Source organism: Nitrospira sp. T9 (assembly GCF_052156535.1).
In the GTDB taxonomy this organism is placed as follows: domain Bacteria; phylum Nitrospirota; class Nitrospiria; order Nitrospirales; family UBA8639; genus Nitrospira_E.
In genome coordinates this window covers 330,837-354,214 of record NZ_JBQKUP010000042.1, presented here as the reverse complement: position 1 = coordinate 354,214, position 23,378 = coordinate 330,837, and the positions used below count along the sequence as shown (strand labels likewise).

Here is a 23,378-nt window from a genome sequence, read left to right as displayed (position 1 = left end):
ACTTTTTTGATACGCTCCCGTGCCAGAGGGATTCCCATTTCCCGCATCAAGAATATGGCCATCGGCTTGCAGCGTATTGAATGATGGGGTGGCAAAGTTGGGGGCCGTGCCATAGCCGTAGGCCCCATCCAGGAGGTAGGATCGCTCATAGGCATGGGAGTGTCCCGCAAGGACCAAATCGACTCCGCCAGCCTCCAGAATGGGGAGAATCGTCTCCCGCATGTCGATCAGGCGTCCTCCAGAGTCGTTGGCATTATCCGAGTCGTGGCCTTTTGAGTAAGGCGGATGATGCCAGAAAGCGATCACCCACTCCTGCCCGGTCGAAGCCAGATCATTTTGTAACCAGGTCACCATCGGCGAGTCCGGCGCCCGGCTACTGTCCATGGAATCCAGCACAATAAAATGCACATTGGCGTAATCAAAGGCATAGTAGGCCTCGGTGCCGGAGGGCACTCCCCCCGCTTGGCCGCTGCTCGGCAGGACATGGGCCTCGTAATAGGGGCCAATACCGAGCGAAGTATTGACCGATGGCGATTCGTGATTGCCAAGAGTAGGCCAAAGGGGCGTCTGGCGGAGAATATCTTGATAGATCGCAAAATGCTTGGTGGTGAATTCCGCGTCGGTGCCGTTTTCATACGCGATGTCCCCCATGTGCAGTATAATATCTGGTGGATTTGCCGCAGTCTCGGTCAGCATCGCATCCCGCACATTTCGTTGGTTGACACTGGCATTGCCGGAGTCGCCCAGCACCCATGCTCGAATAGGCGTAGGCGACCCGACGGGTGGCGCCGTGACAAAAAAGTGATTGGTCGTGCCACCCGCTTGTATCCCGTCTGTCGCGGTGCCGACGTTATAGAAATATTTCGTGGCAGCCGTCAGGCCCGTAATGGTAACAATGTGATCCTTGACGTTGAGCCCGGTCCGGGTGACCGCCGAACCGGTTGCCGTTTGGGTCAGGGAGCTGGACACCGTGCCGTATTTTACCTGGCTATTGTCCGCTGAATTCAGGTCGGTACGCCAGACAATCGTAATGGAGGTGGGGGTGACAAGCTGCAGGTAAGGTTGCCGCACAACAGCTGCGGCGGCAGGCACCACAGAGGCCACCAGCACGGACAGCAGACAGCCCAGGCTTACCAAACCAATTTTCTTCATAATTTTTTTAATCTCTAAGTGGGGGAAATAGGCCACCCTTCGGATCACCTAGAAAAAGTGAAAGGGAACCCTTTCTAATTAATTGAGGCTCCTTTGAAGTAGACAACCTCTCCTGGCAACCAAACCGGGGTATTATTGAGAAGTGAATTTAGGGCACTGATTCCATATGCTTTTGTGCACCTAATTATTCCAGACCACCAAATTTTGATTTTTCATCCCTTTTGAGTTACCAGATCATTCATTTTTCATCAAAAACATGGGGAATGAAATAGAATATTTAATTAAATTAGCATAATTTAAATTTTTAGGCTTAGCTAGCTATGCGTATACCCAAGTACTTTTGACTTTAAAAATACCGCGATAAGACTATCTCTCAAAAAGCATACCCCGTGCCAAGCCAATGTCACATAGAGAATATTCAACAGATATTAGGCCCGAAACCTCTTCGACTTTCATATTATACGTAAAATATGCTAGAGCTTCTCAATTTCCATTAGCTGTCAACATACAAGCGGAGGGCAATGTCGAGAGAGGTCTAAATCTATCCTCATTACCCCGCCATGCTTCCCAGCATTTTTAGGTGAGGTCCTCTCCTCCCGCCAACTGAAGAATTTTTTAAAGCCTTGAGTCCCACAGCTTGACGTGACCCCCGTTTCATGTGAGAAACGGGAATCACATTAAGCAGGACTTTCTTTTTATTGAGGTGATTCAAGCTAATCTTGAATTTCCCAAGCCGTCGACGGGCTGCCGATAAAGCCAACGTCCGTCCTGGTCGCCCCGTTCATCAGCCACACAGCCACTGCGCCGCTCGCAGTATTTCGCCAAATGATATCCGCCTTGCCATCCCCATCCGTATCGTCTACTTGCCTAATTTGCCACGCTGAGGCCACACCACCCAGTGAGTCCTTGGAGAAGGGCACTTCTTTCCCATTTAGCAACCATACCGCGGCACTGCCATTCGTATGCCGCCAGACAAGGTCGGTCTTGCCGTCACCGTCCAGATCCCCGACTCCCTTGATGGCCCAAGCCGTTGACACGCCGCCGGGAAAGCCAACGTCCGTCGTGGTCGACCCGTTCATCAGCCAAACAGCCACCGCGCCGGTTGTATCATGGCGCCAGATGATATCCGCCTTGCCATCCCCATCCGTATCGCCCACCCCCACGACCTGCCACGCTGAGGCCACGCCACCCAGTGAGTCCTTGGAGAAGGGCACTTCTTTCCCATTTAGCAACCATACCGCAGCACTACCATTCGTATGCCGCCAGACAAGGTCCACCTTGTTATCACCATTCAAGTCTCCTACTCCCTCGATTGTCCAAGCTGTCGAGACAGTTCCGGGAAAGCCAACGTCCGTCCTGGTCGACCCGTTCATCAGCCAAACAGCCACCGCGCCGCTCGTGGTATTACGCCAAATGATATCTGCCTTGCCATCCCCATCCGTATCGCCCACCCCCGCAACCTGCCACGCTGAGGCCACACCGCCCAGTGAATCCAGGGAGAAGGGCACTTCTTTCCCATTTAGCAACCATACGGCGGCACTTCCATTCGTATGCCGCCAGACGAGGTCGGCTTTGCCATCCCCATCTAAATCATGCCGCACAGAACTAGCTGATGATTCAATCAGCCGGACCGCGCTGCCATACTGACCGAGGAATTCATTGCCAGCGGTTCCGTCCCAACTGATGGTTAGCACCATGATACCATCGCCGCCGGAATTCACCTCACTCCACCGCGCTACATAGCCATTATCATTGTCCGCCGGTAGCCGAGTGGAGTTATCTCCCGACCCGGAGAAGATCACCCCCCCGACTTCACTGGGATTATCGGAGGCGACAGAACTCGTATTCATTCGCGCAGCCGTTCCGGAAAGGGTCACGAGAGAGGCCCGATCCCACCCGTTATTATTCCGATGCCCAAAATAGGCCAGATCATATGTCCTGTTCGGATTGAGACCGCTAAAGGTCAACACGACCGGATCGTTCACGTTTGGATCGTTGTAGGAAAGCACACCCTGTCCGCTGACCTTGCCATCAAAAATCGTAAAGGCATCTCCCGTAGTCGGATCTGCCCCTTGGGTGGCTTGCGCAGCACCGAGAAATAAGCCCCCTGTCACAGTCAGGGTCACACCCGTATCGAGACCAGTGGCAAAATCCTTCAGAAAACCGGTAGCAGGCAAGCCAGACCCACCGTTGAGAGAGGTAATTTTTGTAATATTCGTTTCGAGCTGCCCAGTGCCCCAGGCAAGGTCATTATAGGCCGTAAAACCTGCCGCAGCGGCCATAGACCCTGTTCCCATAGCCAACGCTGCAGTCGCTAGAGACCCCGCTACCCACCATGATATTCTACGCGTATTCCTTTTCATAATTCCGCCTTTCCTTTTTTCTCCAGGAATTAGACCATATTCTAAATGAAATCTGTTCATTATCAATATATCTTCACAAAAGAACTTTCCCGGCCACCGCATGCTACAGCTACATTTCCCCTCTCGAACGTATTGAAATGTTGAGGGAGTAATATCTCAAATTATCCGATTCATAAAACGCATCAAATATTCTCCTTTTCACCACCTCCTTTGTGTCTCTACAGAAATTAAGTCGATTTTCATGGATGGATAATTTCGGAAAAAGCAGGATTTTTATCATAGCTCAATACCGGTTACCTGCTTGAAAAACGATGCGTATCTTTCTTCCAGATTAGTACAGCAAAACAGCTGCCACGTTTCTGGGCACCACGATTTTCGCTGTACATTCCTTCTTTTTCAGTGCGTTGCGTGAGCTCAATGAAAGTATGGCGAAGTTAGAAAACTGGCTGTTTCTTTGAAAATAGTAAACGGCTATGACAGGTTTGGGTGCCCGGTGGTTTTAGACCTAAAGAAAGGTAAAACATCTTCCAGCAAGTGATGTAATAGGTTCCCAACATAGATAAGTTTTTCGACGACACGGATATTTTCTATACCCAGTGCTTCGATTAGGATTGTCGATTATTCGCCTGTTTGGGGAATTTCAAATCCTTTCCGAACCTTCTCCTTGAATACTTTCAGATAACTCCAATTCCTATTTCTTAATTCTCCTATTCATTCCCTAAATCCCTAATGTGGTGGTTCTCCGAACGAAAGGCTATTCTTATTTGTTTAATTAACCATGGGTAAGAATAAAATTAGGCCTGGATTGAAAACCTTGAGTGAGAGAATGGCAAAACCACATTCGTCTCATGCGGTTATTTTTTGATGAAATTCCAGAATTCCATCAGTGGGTGGGGGCTTGGTTGCAGATAAAGAACACTATATCAAGAATTTTGATATACCTTTATAGAAAGACTATATCACCAGATCCAACCAACTATTGAGGCATGGCATTTCTCCATCGGAATTTTCTAAAACAGGATAGATCCATTTTTTTGAAACCATCCATGTAAATCGGGAGGCGCCTCAGGGGAAGAAGAGCTGTAGACGATTGTTGATCACGTAAAACAATTGCATGGTTTAGCGCTCCTGACATTCGCCAACTTATCTCAATACATTTGCTAGCCACTGCTATTCCCTGGCTGGTTGCATTTTCCCTCCACGTGTGAGTGCGAAAGAACCACACTTGTCCCGACAAGTATCCAGAACAGATAGGAATGGCTGCCGCCGAAGCTGTCCTCGAAAAAAATACGGATCGAAAATCCAAGAACCATGAGAAATACTCCAAACTGTAACCACCGATGTGAGGAAGTCATAGCTTTTGTCCAGTCCTCATAGATGGTAAATCCCACTTTGGCGAGCAACCAAAGAAACAAGACCAACCCTGGTAACCCAGCCCCCGTCACCACCATGAGATACCAGTTATGCGGTTTTTCCGGAATATCGGGAATTCCGAGATTCACAGCTTCCAATTCAATGATATTTTGCCCATGACGCTTTTCTAAAATAGGCACGCCATAACCCACGCCAACGATTGGATGGTCCAGAATATCTGCAGCACTAAGATTCCATACTGCTAACCGAGCCTTAATAGTCCAGGGATTAAAGGTTTCACGATGTAGTCCCAATTGACCAAGGACCACTCCGACCGAAAGGAATACCACCATTCCTATCATCAGCAAGCGAAATACGTGACGTTTATGGACAAGAAATCCTCCAACAATTAATTGCGTCAGACAGGCTAGCCAGACACCACGACTATAGGAAAGCACTAGGGCCAAAAAAGAGAGAAGTATGCCACAACCTAACATCACCCGTTTCCAGGAACTGGTCACCGCCAAGTATCCCGTGATGAACAGAGGGAAAATCATCAACACATTGGTACTCAGCCAGGTAAAATCTGCGCCGCCTGCTTTTGGAAAACCCGCACGGATCGTGCGATCCAAAAGATTCCCTCCCCGGTCCCAAAAATCAAGAAGGGAATAGGAGTAACAGGCCATGGCCCCCACCAATAAGACGGGGAGAGCCTTTCTTAGAAAATATTCATTTCGTTGTTCCTGCACAATCAAACAAGTTCCATAGAACACCGCCAACTGTGCTACAATTTTTTGCCACTCCTTCAGACTGACCCAAGGATCAATTGAAAAAGGAATCGTAAAGGCAACCCATCCCACAAAACAGATAAAGGGGACAAGGAGCGGGGCATGAATCCAGAGGGGCTTTCGCTCCAATACACAAAGGAGTATCGCCATACCCAGAAGAGGGAAAAAGAAATATTCTTGAATATGAAACAGTCGGGGAGAAAACCCCAAAAGAATAACTACACACAGCCCCCACCCAAGGGCTGGCCAAAGATCAGAACTGGAGAAAGTCCTCGAAGAAGAGGTGGTGCCAACCTGTCCCACGTCCAAGTCGATGCTCATTGGATCAATTCATTTGAGACAAGGTAGATCTCGCACAAGAAATGATTTCAAACTAATCCCCATTAGCCGTTCATGGGTAAGAAAAAATGATTGAAACTCTCTTCCCCTACACGCAGAACATCCCGCAATCACGGAACTTCCAGGAATGCTTACTATCACGCCGTACCCTACCCATCTTAAACGACGTTCTCCCCTCGAATCAGACTTAAGGCTCTTCTCATCTCTTACGAGTCTTTGTTAAAGGCCACGGGAAATCAGATCATGAATATGTATCATGCCGACGACTTTTTCCTGTCGATCAAGGACAGGTAGCACCGAAATGGGCTTTTCCCGTTTCTCCATAAATTGAAGAACTTTGACGGCCTTTTCATCTTGATATACCCAACTGGGCTTGGGATTCATGACCGCTCCAATCGTGAGAGCGAAAAGGTTCTCTCCCCCCTCCAACACCCGACGAATATCAAAATCGGTGATCAATCCCAATAAACGATCTTCCTCATCAAGGACGGACACGGCGCCAGCACGTTTACTCGTCATTTCACACAACATGAATTGAATCGTGTGAGAAAGGCGAATAACCGCATTGGCTTCACCGGTTCGCATCAGATCCCCAACGTTCAAAAGCAGTCGCTTTCCTAACTGCCCACCAGGGTGAAACATGGCATAGTCGGTTGGTTGAAAGTTTCGCAATTTCATCAAAGCCATGGCCAGCGCATCCCCTAAGACCAAGGCTGCAGTGGTGCTGCACGTTGGTGCCAGATTAAGCGGACAAGCTTCTTCTTGTATGGGCGTCAGAAGAACAAGATCGCTCCCTCGTGCCAGAGTGGAGTTTGCCTGCGCCGTAATGGCAATCATTCGTGCACCAATTTTTCGAATAAATGGAAGCAGTACCAGCAATTCTTCGCTTTCGCCTGACTTTCCTACCGCAATAACTATATCTTCTTTCGCCACAATCCCAATGTCCCCATGCAGCCCTTCTGAGCCGTGTAAATACACCGCAGGTGTGCCGGTGGACACCATCGTCGCCGAAATTTTATTCGCTATCAGGCCGGATTTCCCCACCCCTGTGAGAATCACTTTTCCCTGACAGGCTTGCAACATCTTTACTGCCTCCTCGAAAGGAAGACCTATGCTCTCCTCAAGGTGCGCAATGGCCTGACCTTCCAGTCTGATCACTCGACGAAGTTCCTGAAGAATATCCATAAGAATCTGATCTTTTGATCTCTAGTAAAATCGGCTATTTCGGCAAAAACGTTTCAAGGTGAAACTATCATTAGATAAACAGCTGACATTGGCTCTATCCTAGAAAAGGCGCGGGCTTCGTTCCGCAACCGAGGAGCATCTTCGCCATACTGGAAAACCCCAACAAAGAGATTTCCTATTAACGCACAATAAAAAGGAAAGGAATCGGTGATAGGAGGAACTCTTGCCCCTTTTTGGGAAAAGGCCTTTTTCCTTGGAAGAGCGTCTAAATCTAATCAAGTATATCAATACACAAAATCGTAATTTGGGTCAAGTTGAGACAGGCCCACCTTCCTGGCTTGGATCATGACACCGCACCTTCCTGCAAGGGCTATTATCTGCTTCGCCGAACCTGGTACAAAGAAGGAAACCGAGACATATTGAAAGGCCCACACAGAGGATGAAAACTCCAAAATTATCATCTGCCACGACTCAAGAAATTACCAGAATGTATAATGTGTTGGACTATGATGGGCTTGGCCCGGTTTATTGCGACGAAGGTGGAGACGCGTTTTGGGAGGATCGTCGAGGCCCTTGCAAGAAACTGGGGATCGTGATTGCCAAAGCCCTCCGCACCCGTTTGCCGGCTATGGGACGAAGTTTATATGTGGGCGCAGGAGTCCCAGAGATTCCGGTTTTGCTCATGGAACGGCTGGAATTAAATCGAACAGTATGTCCCTATAATCTTCGGCAAGCAGAAGTGGATATTCTCAACCAAGCCGGGGGCGAAAACGGAATCCCTTTTTACTGCGGGTCGGCAGAGACTGCGACAGGCAATGTTGATCATCTTTGGATTGTCAGCGTTCTGAATGACCCGGAGGAATTCCCCAATCTGTCAGTCCTTTTTTCATACGGCCGTGCGGACCCTCTGGCATTTGACGTATCGGCCTTTTCACACGAACGAGAAACAGGAATTCGCTTATTTGCCAATTGCATGGCCAAACTTACCATGCCAGGGTTGCTCACGACCTCGGTGGAAGAAATCCCCTGGGTTGAACACTGGTGCCACTCACATGGCATTCCCTATCAAGTTGAGGATCAGACCTACCCAACAGCCCTGGTAGGTGATCCGGTATGTTTTATACACGTTGGATGAGAACAACTCCTCTTTTGTTAGCACTCCTTCGGGATAAGGGAAAGAACCAGGGTTGTTATGAAACCGATTCTCCTTGGATTGATTGGCGTAGGACGGCACGGCTACCGTTATCTTCACCATTTGCTCTCCGCCGAGACGGGAGGAAAATTGATTGCCATCAGCCGAAGAAACATGGAAGAAGGCATTCGACTTGCCACTGAAAACTCCCTCCGCTTTTACCCGAATTATCGTGATCTTTTAGCCGATTCGGCTATTCAGGCCGTTTTGATCGTGACCCCTCCCTCACTCAATCTTCCTATTGCCTTAGAAGCCATTCAACATGGCAAAGCGGTCCTTCTGGAAAAACCCCTCGCCCTTACCCAGATCCAAGGCCGCCAAATCGTTGAAACCGCCACCAAAGCTAAAATCCCTGTTATGACTGCCCAGACTCTGCGGTATGAGCCAGCAATCCGGCAATTGCAACCCATCGCCTCATCCTTAGGCCAATGGCACTATCTTGTTTGCACCATGCGACTCGAATCCCGCCAAGCGTTGTCTGAAAAAACCACATCATGGAGCAATTATGGGGCCCTCATGGAATTTGGGATTCATTTGCTGGATTTGGTCCGTGTCCTCACTCAGGATGAGATCCATTCGGTCTCGGCTGACATTAGTCGACCAACGGCCCAGGACCCCGAAAATCGGGCTTTCATCAAACTGGTTACGCAGAGAGGACTTCCCTGTTATCTCGATATTTCCCGCGTCAGCCAGGGACGAGTCACCCGCGCAGAAATTATGGCGTTAAAAGGACAAGTCCTAGCCGATTGGACGACCAACATCGTTCGGAAAATTTCCGGAAGAAATGAGATAGTAGACTACCCCTGCCCTTCCAGTGCAACGTTGATTGAAGTGCTTCGAGACTTTTGTCAAGCGATTCGAACCGGAGGCCCAATGCCCGTAACCGCAGAAGATGGGTTACGAGCAGTCGAAATTGCCGATGCCTGTTATCGATCGGCACAGACCGGGAAATCCGTTTTCCTCAATTAATTCCTGTTCTTCATGACCGGCCTCCTGGCATTTGTGCTCTCCAAAGCTCATAGGCATCATGGATGGATGATCCTTTCATACGATAGGCTACTTCGGCTTCGCCGAATATTTTTTCAATCAACTCCCAATCTTGTCGGGATATATTATAGCGTTGAAAGAGTTCAATAAGCGGTGGCTTCTCCCACATTGGTATTTTGTGGTTATAGCTCACGAGGGCCTCTAACATTTTGGATGTCAAACCACTCTGATGCATTGACTGTAAAAGCTCTGCACTTTCTTTTTCAAAACGCTGTTTAACCCCCGCTGAGAAATATTCGCTCAACTCTGAGGATTGAGATTTTACTAAGGCCGACTGCAATTGAATAAGGCCATGAATCAGTTGATTGGCCTGGCTGGTCCCCTCCGGTGGAAGAACATTCGCACTTTCAAACGTAGCTAAGAGGGCCATGACGGAACCAACCAAGGCCGAACCAGTTCTCTTTGAAGGAAAATCTGGGGAAGACTGTGGAGACGAGGCAACCTCGCGGTCGGTAAAAAATAAATGACCCGCCACCCACGGTTTATACGTATAGGCTAAGCGAACGTTTATCTTCTCCTTCTGAATTAGCTTCAAATTTTCAACTTCAGAAAAGAACTCATTCTCTAAACCTCCCTCACTTCTACTTAGACAAACTTCACACAGGAACAAGACAGTTGCCCCTATCCATACAGTCAAGAAGATCCACGAATATTTACGAATGACACCCGGGCAGATCATCAGATTCATGACGTTCACTGGTTCTTTGGTTCTGTGATCCATTTAATTGCTGTCTTCACGTTTTCAGCAAATCCGATGTATGGTCAAAGGACCGGTGTTATAAGTCCAATAGGCAACCGGCAGATTCTTCCTGTGTTGTGGGGAAATTTTTTGCTTCAGGAAAAAGACCTTCACCTTCCTAACAGATAATGTCGATAAAATTCCATTGTCTTCTTACCTCATTTCTCCAAATGATAGCCGGTACCATTTTTGCTTCTTTAATTAAGAATTAAGAACAACTGATGACTTCATTTTCCCTCTTAATATCTTAATCATGAACAACCCCTTATGCACCTCTCAACTGCCTTCTCTCGAACGACCAATAAACTCGAACCTTCCCCGATCACTTCGTTATTATCAAAAGGGCATGTTACACCCCGAAGCCTGGTTTTCAATTGTGGAAAACGATTACACCAAATTCCTGGATGCCGTGAATTGGGATTCGCTATTTCCGGAACAGAATGCAGGCTATCAAGTACTAGACATTGGATGTGGACCAGGCCGATTTCCGAGAATGTTGCAGGCATGGCTTCCGTCAACCATACGCCTTCATTATGATTATTTGGACTCTTCCCACTATTGCCTCTCCACCTGCAGCCAGTCTCTACGCCGGCCATTTCTCCCCAGGCATGCCTGGCAAACCACATGGGACAATGCTGAAAAGTTCCTGGTTCCGGGTTCTTACGATGTAGCATGGGCAATTCAATCCTTCTCCTGCCTGGATCATGCCTCTCTCCATCCTTCATTGTCCCGACTTATCGGTGCTCTGCACCCATTTCGAGGAACCGCATGTATTGTGCTTGCCAAGCAAGAGGCTTTTTTCTCACAACTGCATCACACCTTCTTTCAAGAATGTCCCCCTCACGCTCCAGTGCCTTATCTTTCTGCAGAGTCGGTGGTTGCTGTTTTAGAAAAATTGGAAGTTTTCATCACTATTCGAGAAATAGCCTGCACCCATAGCATTTCAATCCGGCATGATCGACTATTGGAACAATACCTCCAACAAGTCGTCATGGACTCAACCCCCCTCCCAAACTGGATGAAGCAGCCCAGATTACGGCAGCTTGTAGAGTCCTGCCGTCAGGGAGAGACCTACCATTTTAACAATCCATATTGGCTCATATTGTGTACACCCCCATCCGCAGGAGCCGGAGGAAGGCTTCGGCTGCAGCAATACCTCTCATCGGTAACATCTTGTAAACTCGCCTCCTAGAAATCTCACAACCAAAATTGCCCTCCTTGCCATATCAGTGGACAAGACCCTGTGGCGTCTCCCCCCCTGCGCATCCATTTCTCTTCTCCTGCTGATTCCTCGGAAAATCATCATCGCCAGGGCTGCACGTACAAACTTTTGTCCCACAACATTGACCATTTTCCTAGCATTATGAGACATTCATGAAACGAATAATCGACTGACCCTATATTCCATTCATCAACGGTTATGAGCGAAGGAGCACTGTTTCATGTCAAAAACCTTGAAGAAAAATAGCCTACCCCTGACTGAGGGACCGGACCGTGCCCCCGCTCGCGCGATGCTCAGGGCTGTAGGCTTGACCGACGACGACTTTACCAGGCCCCTCATCGCGATCGCCAATACCTGGTCGGAAATTACCCCTTGCAATTATCATCTCCGCGATTTGGCGGCGAGTGTGAAACAAGGGATTCGTGAGGCGGGAGGGACCCCCATCGAATTCAACACAATCGTGGTCTCAGACGGTATCAGCATGGGGACGGAGGGGATGAAAGCCTCTTTGATTAGCCGAGAAGTGGTGGCGGACTCCATCGAATTGGTGGTTCGCGGGCATCTGTTTGACGGAGTCATTGCCTTATCGGGTTGCGACAAAACCATTCCAGGATGCGTGATGGCGCTGGCCCGTCTGAATCTTCCATCAATCATGCTCTATGGAGGCTCCATTATGCCTGGAGAATTTCATGGAAAACCGGTATCGATCCAGGACGTCTTTGAGGCCGTGGGATCACACGCCAAAGGGAAAATGACAACGGAGGAGCTGATTGAATTAGAACGACGAGCCTGCCCGGGAGCCGGGGCCTGCGGTGGTCAATTTACGGCGAATACCATGTCAATTGCGTTTGAGTTTTTAGGAATTTCCCCAATGGGATTCAATGGCGTGCCAGCCCTCGACCCCAGAAAGCACCAAGTGGCCAAGGAATGCGGAAAAATCCTGATCAATCTCCTGAAAAACGATCTTCGCCCACGGGATATTATTACTCGCCCCGCATTGGAAAACGCCATCGCGGCAATCGCCACTACCGGTGGATCCACCAATGGCGTCCTCCATCTTTTAGCTCTGGCACATGAAATGTCGCTCCCATTAAATATTGACGATTTTGATACCATTAATCGCCAAGTCCCGCTCCTGGCTGATCTGAAACCAGGAGGTCAGTTCATGGCAGCCGACCTCTATCAAGCAGGAGGCACCCCGTTGGTGGCAAAATGGCTTTTGGAATCTGGCCATCTCCATGGAGACCAAATCACCGTCACCGGACGAACCTTAGCCGAAGAAGCGGCCACAGCCAAGGAAACTTCCGGTCAAAATGTTCTCTTTCCCCCTTCCCATCCAATTAAGCCAACGGGAGGACTGGTGATTCTGAAAGGCAACCTTGCCCCAGAAGGTTGTGTTGTCAAAGTGGCTGGTCATGCCAGATTAGCACACCATGGCCCTGCCAAAGTCTTCGACTGCGAAGAAGATGCCTTTCAGGCAGTCCAACAAGGAAAAATCGTGGACGGGGATGTGGTTGTTATCCGCTATGAAGGGCCACAAGGCGGACCGGGGATGCGAGAGATGTTAGGGGTAACGAGTGCTATTGTCGGAGCAGGATTAGGCCAATCAGTCGCTCTTTTGACGGACGGACGGTTTTCGGGAGCCACGTATGGCTTCATGGCTGGACACGTCGCCCCTGAAGCCGCAAAAGGGGGACCGATTGCGGCGCTTCAAAACGGAGACCTGATTCATATCGACATTACTGCGAGACGTTTGGATGTTGAACTTTCAGAGCAAGAGATTCAAGGCCGTTTGGCAAAATGGACTCCTCCACCACCAAGATATACAACTGGTGTCCTGGCCAAATATGCCAGGATGGTTTCCTCCGCATCCCTGGGAGCCGTAACTTCTTAACGGATCATCCTCAGGGAACAGTCATTATTTTTTAAGAGGAACATTCGACTTCTTTTGGGCAATTTGGACCGATTGAAAGGCCTTGTCCTTTTGCCCAAGTGCCGCTTCTTGTTCAACTTTCTTAAGGAAATCTTCTGGTCCGTGTACAGGAGCATACGTGAGAGTCACCACTACATCCATTGATGGCGCATCCTGTGGTGTGGGAAATGTAAAGACCTCTACCCGCATCTCTTCAGGTTTAAGAAGAGTGTCGCGTAATACCTTTTTTGCCTCAAAATCAAAGACCGTCTCTTTTTCCTCCACATTTCCAAACGTTCGCTCATAAAAACGTTGTTCGTTGTAAACCTTTTTGAGATTTTTCCCAAAAATAGAAAGATCAACGACGACCCGAGACCACCCGGGATGCGGCAACGGCAAATTATGGGGGACCAGGCTCTGAATACTGACCTGCACTTGAGAAGTCTCGGGAGTGGTCTCAGTGATAAAGTCCAAGGTAACAGCTTCCGCGCGGACTTTTCCGAATCTCCCAGGGAAACTGTGATTGGCGACCTTCCTGACCTTCTCACCATTAGCAGATTCATCAACTGCCTCTGGCATATGACAAAATTGACATGGCTTCCCATTAGTTTCAGATTTGGTTTTTTCCCAAGATCCAAGCCAACCAGGGAGGTCCTTGGCAGAGCCTGAGATCTTTGGGAGTGAATCATGACAGGTCACGCAGAATTTTGACTCTCTATAGAGATCCAGCTTCTGTGACTGATGTGCCAGGTTCTCAGCGGCTTTATCATATCCTCCGAAAATCGTCGTTCCCAATTGAAATGTTGGCGTTGGTGGATGGGAATTCATGTCCACATCCTGAATAAGATGGCATTGGGGGCATCCAACTCCATCCATCTGTGGATCCTTAGATTGCACTTCCTTAATGAAACGAGGCAAGTGTTCGGCATATTCAAGAATATGCGGAGCATGACAACGAAAGCACATGGCATGATCTTTTTTATCGGTTGAAGCCAGAAATTGGTCCAAGGTTACTCGGAAAGGGGCAGTCACAATAGAACGCGATTGAGCTGAAGCTTCCCATTCTTCGAAGACCCTAAGGTGGCAGCGTTTACATTTTTCGGAATTGGGAAATGATTTTTCTAATGGTTTTTTGGTTGAAGACGATTCACCTGCAACCGAGCTAAGAAGAGGCGCCGTCAGCAGGAAACTTCCCAAAACCAGCAAAAATACCCCACCCCTCATACTTGTACTCCTGGGGTCCAACTTCTTGTAGCTTTTCCTCATCAGACAATCCTTTTATGTTATTCAACAAAAAATCTGGACGTTCCTGCTGCCTATAAACTCATGGTGCGAAACGTGAGGAGACGCGGGGAAGAATAATCATGAATAATGCGTTCTGCAGTTTCCCGTTCTTTATCGGTAGCCAGGCTTTCGAGGAACTTCGCGGCAAGGGCCTTCGAGGGCTCAGGAATGAGAGAATAACTGACTGAGGCTTCAATGAGGGAAGCCTCTGAATCTTTGGGATATTTCAACGTAAATGGGATATGTCTGGTTGTGCCTCCATTGACAAATGGTCGGGGTATCGGACCACGCAGTAGTTCTTCAAATGTTCGGCCAAACCGTTCCTGATATTGATCGATAACCTGTCCATCTGAATTTTTAAGAGTTATCGTGACATAAAATTGCTTTAACACTGGATCGCCACCCGGAAAGGTATGAGGCAAGGCACCATTTCGCACCAGGACTTCACCCTCAACCTTCCCCTTAACCTTTTTAACCTCAATATCCACCCTCGAAAACCATTCGGCCTGTAAATTTCTATTACTCAACATAATCCCCGGAATCACAATACCTTGGAACCAATGCCGCCCGATTGGCCGAGTGAGAGCTCCGCGTTGAGAGGTTGAACTCCCCGTAGAGCGCTCCATATGACAATCCTGACAAATGGTGCCTTTCAAAATTTCCCCTGGAATATCAGGCCGAGTAACATCCCTTACCTTATCAAAATGGCAGGATGCGCAATAATGGGCCCCTCGATAAATATCCGACTGCCCAGATGGATGCACAAGATTCTCCTCCGGTTCTGCGTAGGGTCCGTAAAGAGTCTCCCCGGAGGTAATTTTAAAAGTGGGATGCCCATAAGCATTTTCTTGAATGCCGGTAATCAGGTGACAGGCACTACAACCGATGCCTTCTATTTTGACCCGTTTTCCCCCTTTCATCACTTGATCAATCATTCGATCAGTGTGCTGAGGGAATACAGTCACCGCTGGAGCATGACAAGAAAGACAGCGAGTGCGTTGCTCCTGATCAGGATCCGTTTGAAGCCACAGACCTAAAACGGTTTTGAACACCGGAGAGGTGAAAGCCGTCCCATGAAGAAGAGCTCCATCCACGCGGCCAAATGTTTTTAAATCCATGGTCTGCTCGCGCATCCCCTTCCACTCTTCATAATGCCGGTCATGGCATTGTTTGCACTGTTCAGAAGGGATAAAAACTTGCTCAATTTCCTTAATCCAGGATTCTTCTGCTTCACCAACAACCGTGTTTGGCTGTTGACCAAACCCGACGTCAGATAAACAAAAAACCCCTAACATGATCGTTAAAATCCATCGGTTGTGCATGGGTATTATTTCCAATAACCGAAAATTCTTGCTAAACAGATTCTTCATGGAAGTAGTTTAATCCTGAAGAATTCGTACAAAATGGAAATTAAGCCCGCCGGTAACCCCTTGATTATCAGGATCCGCAGGTTCATATGTGGCAACAGTAAAATTCTTTGTGGGGAGGGTCTGCTCCAAGGCAATTCCCAAATCCACAAGGGTTTGAATTTCATATTTATCCACTTCCTTAATGATCGCTTTCACCTTTATGCCTGATAATTCAGCGGGAGACCCTCCAATGACGGCATACACGACAACCCCTTCGGCTTTGGTCAATCCAAGAATTTTCTTGACCTCCTCATCTACTTCCCCCACATCAATTCCAAATTTTTCGGCTAAAATCAGGGCTTTTTCATTGGTCATATTCTCACTTGGCGATTGACCATATGCTTCTCCTTGAAGAACCATCAATCCAAACCCCAGGCACCAACAAATTAAGAACCATTGCATTCCGCCTGTAGATCTCATCTTCTTTATTATTGGTATACTCATGATGAGCTTTGATTGGATTCAATCCCTCCGGCCCCATTTTGAGATGAGTCCTGAACAGGATCAATAAGTAATTGCATCCAGGAGGCAACAGATTTTTGTCCATTCCGCTCCTTATTTTCTCCATTCCAAACAGCAAAGGCTATGGCTTGCATTCGCCCGGGAACCAGCATCGCTTCATTGTCCAAATCGTCTCCCATTGACGTCAGAGGTCGTTTCATGACCACTCGCCATAGGCCATTTTTCCACTCGGCTTGTCCTTGAATTCGTCCCTGCTGTTCTTTGCTAGTTAGGGTGCTAAACCCCCCTCCTACGAGGTCCTCGACCGATGAGGGCCGGCGCGGGATCACTTCAAAGCGGCGAGGACCTGATTCTCCCCGCTTAGATTCTTTAGCTCGCTCGGCACGCCGATCCACGTCGCTTTGCCAATCCGCTTTCCAATGCCAAATATTCACATAATGATCAAGTTGGCCCATGCAAAAAAAGGCCGGCGCATCTCCCAGAGGCAAAGCCACGGCAACCCCATCCCTGAAGACCCCGGGCGTCAAGGATTCATTAATTGTGGCATCCTGCCATTCCAGCAAAAACGCAATGTCTTTTCCGTTATGAATTGATCGGATGGAGAGGGCTCTCGCACTGGGTTCCGGCCATACCGGTCTGGTAATGATTTGGCCACTGAGGGGAACAGGGAGAGGAGCCACGGTTTCCCACGCTGAATCGGAAGGATGAGAGGGCACTTCCCCTTTTGAATAATGCGCCAGGACAACCATGCCCTGAGAACTGACAAGGGGGACTTGATACCAAGTCAATCCGAATAAAACCACCACCGCAAAAACCACAAACAAAATAAACCGTTTTTTTGCGTGAATTGTGTTCAATCCTCGATTTCCTTGGAATATTTAAAGATTCAATGCCAATGATATTTCAAGAATGAGAAAAAATCAGTTCATTATTACATAGATAATCGAGAATACATTCATGATTATTCTCTCATTGAATGCATGTTTTTCGAATTACAGCCCTATCCCATCTTGAAAGCAGAGCGGCCCCGAAAACAAACCGGAAAGACGCTTTTAGGAATTTCGACCAAAAATGCCCAACGAAAAATGACAGAGTCCCACCTCACAGGTTATGAGGAGGGGAGCGAAACAAATGATATAGCTTAGAACTAATAAGTGGGGCAGCAATTATTTGTCTCACTGGGGCAGGAGTGGCTACCTCGAATACAGCCAAACTCTACTGAAAAATCAGATTAGCCTCGTTATCGTAATTTCACCCGACGAATTTTATTTTCATTCCGTTCACAAATATACAAATATCCCTTTGAGTCCAAGGTCAAGCCAGCTGGAGTGTTCACAATTGCCTCAACGGCAATAAGGCCATCACCATGTTTCAACATCCCAGCGTCTTCTTTTGCCACAAAGCGCGCAGCACCGCACCCACCCATATTTTTGTCATCGTAGCCACTATCGCCATTCCCCGCGACGGTTGTAATGATACCGGTCTGACAATCAACTTTTCGTACCCGGTGATTCATGGAATCGGAAATATACACATTTCCATCTGAGTCCACCACAGCGCCCTCCGGGACATTAAGCATGGATTTCACCGCTAACTTTCCATCGCCGTCAAATCCATACCGACAGATGCCAGCAACGGTGGACATCGTCCCCGTTTTCCGATCTAGCTTTCGGATGCGGTTTGTTCCCTTATCAGTGATATACAGGCCCCCATGTTTGTCCACATCGATATCGACCACGTCATACAACTTGCACTCCAAAGCCGGCTTGCCATCGTCAAGATATAACGATAAATCCAGTCCATCTGAACAACGCGGACGCAGTAACCCTTCATCGTTGCTAAAATCTATCCCAATCGCATCCCCGGAAAGAACAATTAGATTTTGAGCGGTCAGAGGGCTCACGCGCTCATCATCTTCTGCCGTCCAACACCCGGCAATGGTCGTAAGCATTCCTGTCTGAGAATTATAATGCCGAATGCGATGGGCTTGAGTGTCTGCAATGTAAAGATGATCCTGATCGTCGATTGCTATGGCTGCCGGATAGGTTAAATTGCACTCCAAGGCTGGCCCATCCCCGTTATATCCCCATTGCCCCGTCCCGACAATGGTCGTAATGATCCCTGTATCCGCGTCAATTTTTCGGATTCGATTGCTGCCGGAATCACAGACATAGATATGATTGTGAGAATCACACAAGACATCTAATGGAAGGTAAAGCCCAGCTTCCCCACAAGGTCCGTAATCGCCGCTATAACATGTCTCACCGGTCCCCGCAAAGTTATGCAGAAGGCCTGTTTCCATATCCACTCGCCTGATTCGGTCAGAACCGGATTCGGCAATGTAGAAAAACCGACCATCCCGATCAACCGTAATATGGTTAGGCAGCGGAATTCCAGATTTCACCGCTCGCTTGCCATCACCCGTACTGCGAGATTTTCCATTGCCGGCAAAGGTTTCAATCACCCCGATTTCTAACGCCGTCTCGATACTCATAGACAATTCACCCTTCAACGTTCATTTCAAAAAATCCGGCCCAATCACCACCACGGATAAGTTTTTGGCCCCTTGCCTTTATAGCGGAATTAGGCCTTAGAGGACGCAGGAACCTGTTCCTGTTGAGCCGGCTGGACTGCTTCCGGTGGAATTGGGGAACCCGTTTCTAACTGGGCGGTTTGCATAGGCTGTGAAATTTGCGGTTGAGCATTTCCCGGGTTGGCGGATGCCGAATTTTCCGCCTGTGCTTGGGGGTCTAGGTCATATGCTTCTGCCTCTTGAACAGATTTCTTGAACCCTTTAATCGCTTTTCCGACCCCTTCGCCCAATTGCGGTAATTTTCCCGCCCCAAAAATGATTAGCACAATCATGAGGATGAGAATTAATTCTGTAAATCCTAAGCTTCCAAACATGGTACCTCTCCTTGTTGGGGTATCACTTTTTCACCGTTTCACGCGAACGCTTGTTAAATCGATCCTTGAGACGATTTCTGGTTTCTTCCGCCTGCTCAAACATCTTACACTTTTCATAGGTGTTAATCAGATTATAATAAGCCAATGGTTCATCCTGATTATTTTCAACGGCATCTTCCATGATCTTCACTGCCATATCAGGTTTCTTCAGATTTAAGGCAATTTCCATGAGCTTAAAACTCGACTCAAGATGACTTGGATCAAACTGCAGGACTTTCATATAAGCCTGCATAGCCATGTCTATCGTATTAAAGTCGGAGACATTAGGATCATCCAATTTCTCATAGACTCCAGCCAAATTATACCAAGCAATCGGATCTTCAGGTGAAATTTCGATCAGACGTTCGAAATACTCTTTGGCCTCCAAAAATGCATTTTTGTCATTATAGAGTCGGCCGACATTAAAAAGTGCAAGAACATCATAGGGGTTTAGTTCCAGCGCTCGTTTAAATTGGGCCGTGGCCTCATCCAACATCCCTTTCGTTCCATAGATCGTTCCAAGATTCGAGTAGTACATGGCCAGAGACCGATCCATTTCTATCCGAATGCCCTCTGCCATCTCAATGGATTTCTTTACTTCCGCAAGAGCTTCATCCATCCGTCCTTTATTAAAATAAAGTTCACCCAATCGACACCGCGCTTGAAAGTCGTCCGGCTCCTCGCCCAGCAACTTTTCAATCTCAGCAATTTCCTCATCAACCGTTAAGGGGCGATCTTCTGTGGTCGTCTCCCCCGACTGCGGATCCATTGTTTGGCTTCCAGCACTTTGTTCTTCCATTTCAGGTGTCCTAACTACTGTGTTTGCCCGTATACGGGACGAATTGGTTGATAGACTACCCCCTCTAGGGTTTTCTTACGAAGTTTTCCTAAAGTTCCTCTTTTATCAATATTTAGCAACATTAACCCAAGCACTACCATCAAGGTCAAATGTGATAATTGAAGCGCATAGCCGGCCATAAACATGAGACCTAGCCCATATCCTGCTAATCGACCTATCAACACCAACTTAATCACGGTATACGCCCAGCAGGTAAAGCCCAACACATAAAATGCAAAAGGGAGATAAAAGGTATAGCCCATTCCCATTTGAAAAATCCAGCCTATCCCCTCTCCAGCCTTCCTTACTTCTTTCGCCACTTCAGGATTCCAAAGAGAAAGGAAAAAATCCATGAAAAGTAAGGCTAAAAAAGCACTGCCCCCGCTAATAACCAAAGTTAATCCCCACCGGCGTTGTTGCTTGTTTTTGGTAATAATTGAAGTGGTGCCATAAGCCCAAAATACCAGGATGCTTGAAAGAACCATTAGTGCTTCCCCGAACCTATTCCCTTCATGCACCAGCGGAGGGGCATCAAAAATATTGAGCCATCCATAAGTCGTTGACATCGTCTGATAATACAGCCATCCACTAATACCCAGGAAGAAACTACCCACCATAAGCCGTTGACTCAACACCCGGTGAGTAGCCCAATATTCCAAAACCAGAAAAACGATCAACCCAAACGCCAAAATATTATAAACAATTGTCCCGACCATGACTGGAGGAAAGAATAAATAACCCACTGTACATGCCACCAATAAGGCCGCCAATGGAATAATAACCTTATCCCACTCTCCTACCCACAGCTTTGTCCGTAATTTTTGAACCAGCAAAATACCCAAAATCAGAAAAACCAGAATGGCCGTCATATTCAGCAGGACAAACCCTAATGAAGAGAGTGTGCGAAATCCGATCCTGACCGCTTCATATTTTTCGGCTAATTTGCCAAGGTGCATACCCAACCGTGAAACCAGCCGATACAGCACCAATTCAAAAAAGGCTGCAAACAACAAACTCTTGAGACCCCATTCAAAAAGAAGCCCTGGGCCGTCGATTCTTTCCTGGTTATTTTCAGTGGTAGAAATCATTTTTTTTGAACTTCAGATATGGAAGTGCATGCCGTAATAAGATGGCTAGATGTTCATCCAGGATATCTTAATATCTACACCCTAGAGGGCTCCACCTCAAGCTCTTTGTTATGCCGGGTGATATATAACAACCCATCCGCCATGGAGTAGTTAAATGGTAATTCACATACAACTTCACTAATCTTTTCATACACATATTGATATACTTTTTCAGCCTGCTCTGGAGTCATCCCCGATTTTACTTCATAAAAGAACCCTAAACTCAAATCTTCCGAGGCTGGTCGCATAATTCGTTGAATCCCATATCCCCCTGGATCGTTCATAATAGGGGCTTCCTTTTCTAAATCAAACAAACATGGTTGACAGGAAAACCCATAGGAGGAATGCAGCTTCGTATTATTGACAATAAAATTCAATGTTTCCAATGATTCTTCTTCTGTTTCGGTCGGAAACCCAACAATCACATAGCAATGCACCGCAATTCCAAGATCAACACAATCAGAACAGATCCGATCAACATTTTCTTGGGTAATCCCCTTCACCATAAAATCCATCAACCGGGCATTATAGGTTTCCAAACCAAAGACAATTTTCTGACATCCTGCCTCCCGCATAGAGGTAAGTAGGTCACGAGATAAATTCTTTTCAAATCGCAACTCGGCCGTCCACTGTAAACCCAGTTTTCGATGAATGAGTTCCTTACACAATCGCTTGGTTGGCGAAAGAGCCAGGCATTCATCCGTAAAGAAAAAGTACGGTGTTTCATATTTATGGGACAACGCTTCCAATTCATCCACAACTTTCATCGGATCCTTTTGCCGAAAATTCTGATGATCCAAAGTCAGAGCACAAAAAGCACAATCCTTGTAATAACAACCTCTAGAAAATTGTACCGGCAACACCGTATGCGGTGCTAAATAGTCACCCAAGGGAAACCCGTCATAATTTGGGGCTGGGTGGTCCGCAAGATTTTCAGAGTAAAAGGGTTGATTGACAATTATTTTTCCATCTTGCCGCCAGATAAGATTCGGCACTTTCGAAAAATCTTTTTTCCCGTCTAATTGAGTTATCAGTTCTAAAAGGGCCGTCTCGCCTTCAAACACAATGAAATCATCCGTCAATTGAAATAACCGGTCACACCGTCTGAGATTGTCTACCAGCCTTGTAAAAATACTACCCCCGATGGTGACATGAACCTCCGGATGAATTTCCTTAATTAATTTACACAGAGTTAGACCAGGGATAATCTGTGAGGTTGCGGTAATGGAGACACCAACAAAGTTTGGAATATCTTGTCCAAAAGCAGGAAGGAAAAATTTTCGATAAAGCTCAAGATACGGATTTTGGGTTTCATCGTGTATAGCTTGAAGAATTTCTCGCGAAGAATAGATTGAATACGCAAATTGGTTGTCTACCACCGTCATCCTGGTCGGAAAATACAAAGAAGATACAACCTCCAACCACCGATCAATTAAAAAGAGACATTCTCTGTAACGCTCAATGTCGTAAAATTCTTCCCCACGCAATGATGCTTTAACGGGTTCGATTTCATCTATGAGATAGGGAAAACGGTCAAGTGATTCAACAACACGAGCGTAATGCTCTTTACTCCCATAACCGGTATCTCCAGAAACCGATGCTTCCAATTTTTTCACCAAATCAACTAACCGTGGATAAATATCTAACCCAAATCCTTTAGTTAACACCCTATCAAGCAACTCAATATTTAAATCACGTTGCTGATGAACTTGAACACCGGATTTTTCAAGAAAGGCCGAAAGGCACGGAATACTTAAGTAGGGCTGAGAGGGATGCCAACTAGGAGGGAATAAAAGTGAAATTTTCACAATGCGGCTCCCAGGTAATGGGGAAAATAAGAAACGCAGAATTTGACTATTTTAAATTTATACACGTCCCATTCTCTTCAATGCAACAATTAGCGTTTTCTTGTCTTGGCGAATAAACATTTATTCGAAATAAGTGCTTATAAAAAAAACCTCCGGCAACTTCCCCCATTACTGGAGTCCATTACCGGAGGTTTTCAAGCTCAGCTATGTCC

At 47.2% G+C, this 23,378-nt stretch carries 18 protein-coding genes; 4 read left to right on the top strand and 14 right to left on the bottom strand.

The features are described 5' to 3' along the window. From ACTRXD_RS20990 to ACTRXD_RS20975, 4 genes are all read right to left on the bottom strand, one after another. The coding region (locus ACTRXD_RS20990; RefSeq protein WP_442433724.1) for a metallophosphoesterase at positions 1-1,152 on the bottom strand (1,152 nt) is incomplete at its 3' end. Positions 1,153-1,865: 713 nt separating this feature from the next. Beyond that, positions 1,866-3,515, bottom strand: a complete 1,650-nt coding sequence (locus ACTRXD_RS20985; protein ID WP_442433723.1) for an FG-GAP repeat domain-containing protein — start codon at positions 3,513-3,515, stop codon at positions 1,866-1,868. A gap of 1,160 nt (positions 3,516-4,675) precedes the next feature. Beyond that, the gene (locus ACTRXD_RS20980) at positions 4,676-5,977 is read right to left on the bottom strand and encodes an O-antigen ligase family protein (protein WP_442433722.1); all 1,302 of its coding nucleotides are present in this window, start codon (positions 5,975-5,977) and stop codon (positions 4,676-4,678) included. 237 nt (positions 5,978-6,214) lie between these two features. Then, a complete protein-coding gene (locus ACTRXD_RS20975) occupies positions 6,215-7,078 on the bottom strand; it encodes a KpsF/GutQ family sugar-phosphate isomerase (RefSeq protein ID WP_442433731.1) in 864 nt (287 codons plus the stop codon). Positions 7,079-7,619: 541 nt separating this feature from the next. Here ACTRXD_RS20975 and ACTRXD_RS20970 point away from each other — a divergent pair. Both ACTRXD_RS20970 and ACTRXD_RS20965 read left to right on the top strand, forming a co-directional pair. Further along, complete coding sequence (locus ACTRXD_RS20970) at positions 7,620-8,315, top strand: hypothetical protein (RefSeq protein ID WP_442433721.1); 696 nt, start codon at positions 7,620-7,622, stop codon at positions 8,313-8,315. A 57-nt stretch (positions 8,316-8,372) separates the two neighbouring features. Then, positions 8,373-9,341 carry a Gfo/Idh/MocA family protein gene (locus ACTRXD_RS20965; RefSeq protein WP_442433720.1) on the top strand — a complete coding sequence of 323 codons (969 nt, stop codon included), beginning with the start codon at positions 8,373-8,375 and terminating at the stop codon, positions 9,339-9,341. Between the two features lie 10 nt (positions 9,342-9,351). Here ACTRXD_RS20965 and ACTRXD_RS20960 read toward each other — a convergent pair whose 3' ends face one another. Beyond that, on the bottom strand, positions 9,352-10,107 hold the full coding sequence (locus tag ACTRXD_RS20960; protein WP_442433719.1) for a hypothetical protein: 756 nt from the start codon (positions 10,105-10,107) through the stop codon (positions 9,352-9,354). A 397-nt stretch (positions 10,108-10,504) separates the two neighbouring features. On the opposite strand from ACTRXD_RS20960, the gene ACTRXD_RS20955 reads away from it, so the two are divergent. Next, complete coding sequence (locus ACTRXD_RS20955) at positions 10,505-11,350, top strand: class I SAM-dependent methyltransferase (RefSeq protein ID WP_442433718.1); 846 nt, start codon at positions 10,505-10,507, stop codon at positions 11,348-11,350. Between the two features lie 250 nt (positions 11,351-11,600). Then, a complete protein-coding gene (gene ilvD, locus ACTRXD_RS20950) occupies positions 11,601-13,274 on the top strand; it encodes a dihydroxy-acid dehydratase (RefSeq protein ID WP_442433717.1) in 1,674 nt (557 codons plus the stop codon). Between the two features lie 24 nt (positions 13,275-13,298). On the opposite strand, the gene ACTRXD_RS20945 is transcribed toward ilvD, so the two are convergent. From ACTRXD_RS20945 to ACTRXD_RS20905, 9 genes are all read right to left on the bottom strand, one after another. Beyond that, positions 13,299-14,516: a multiheme c-type cytochrome gene (locus ACTRXD_RS20945; protein WP_442433716.1), complete on the bottom strand. Its 1,218-nt coding sequence runs from the start codon at positions 14,514-14,516 to the stop codon at positions 13,299-13,301. A 92-nt stretch (positions 14,517-14,608) separates the two neighbouring features. Beyond that, entirely contained in the window at positions 14,609-15,946 is a 1,338-nt protein-coding gene (locus ACTRXD_RS20940) for a multiheme c-type cytochrome (protein WP_442433715.1), read from the bottom strand. A 9-nt stretch (positions 15,947-15,955) separates the two neighbouring features. Further along, positions 15,956-16,300 carry a hypothetical protein gene (locus tag ACTRXD_RS20935; RefSeq protein ID WP_442433714.1) on the bottom strand — a complete coding sequence of 115 codons (345 nt, stop codon included), beginning with the start codon at positions 16,298-16,300 and terminating at the stop codon, positions 15,956-15,958. 125 nt (positions 16,301-16,425) lie between these two features. Next, complete coding sequence (locus ACTRXD_RS20930; RefSeq protein ID WP_442433713.1) at positions 16,426-17,304, bottom strand: ethylbenzene dehydrogenase-related protein; 879 nt, start codon at positions 17,302-17,304, stop codon at positions 16,426-16,428. Positions 17,305-17,687: 383 nt separating this feature from the next. Continuing rightward, positions 17,688-18,941 (bottom strand): hypothetical protein, encoded by a 1,254-nt coding sequence (locus ACTRXD_RS20925; protein ID WP_442433712.1) that lies wholly within the window; start codon positions 18,939-18,941, stop codon positions 17,688-17,690. An 89-nt stretch (positions 18,942-19,030) separates the two neighbouring features. Next, a complete protein-coding gene (tatA, locus tag ACTRXD_RS20920) occupies positions 19,031-19,354 on the bottom strand; it encodes a twin-arginine translocase TatA/TatE family subunit (protein WP_442433711.1) in 324 nt (107 codons plus the stop codon). Between the two features lie 22 nt (positions 19,355-19,376). Next, on the bottom strand, positions 19,377-20,192 hold the full coding sequence (locus tag ACTRXD_RS20915; protein ID WP_442433710.1) for a tetratricopeptide repeat protein: 816 nt from the start codon (positions 20,190-20,192) through the stop codon (positions 19,377-19,379). Positions 20,193-20,206: 14 nt separating this feature from the next. Continuing rightward, a complete protein-coding gene (locus tag ACTRXD_RS20910; RefSeq protein WP_442433709.1) occupies positions 20,207-21,319 on the bottom strand; it encodes a hypothetical protein in 1,113 nt (370 codons plus the stop codon). Positions 21,320-21,393: 74 nt separating this feature from the next. Next, positions 21,394-23,166, bottom strand: a complete 1,773-nt coding sequence (locus ACTRXD_RS20905) for a B12-binding domain-containing radical SAM protein (RefSeq protein WP_442433708.1) — start codon at positions 23,164-23,166, stop codon at positions 21,394-21,396. Positions 23,167-23,378: the final 212 nt, after the last annotated feature.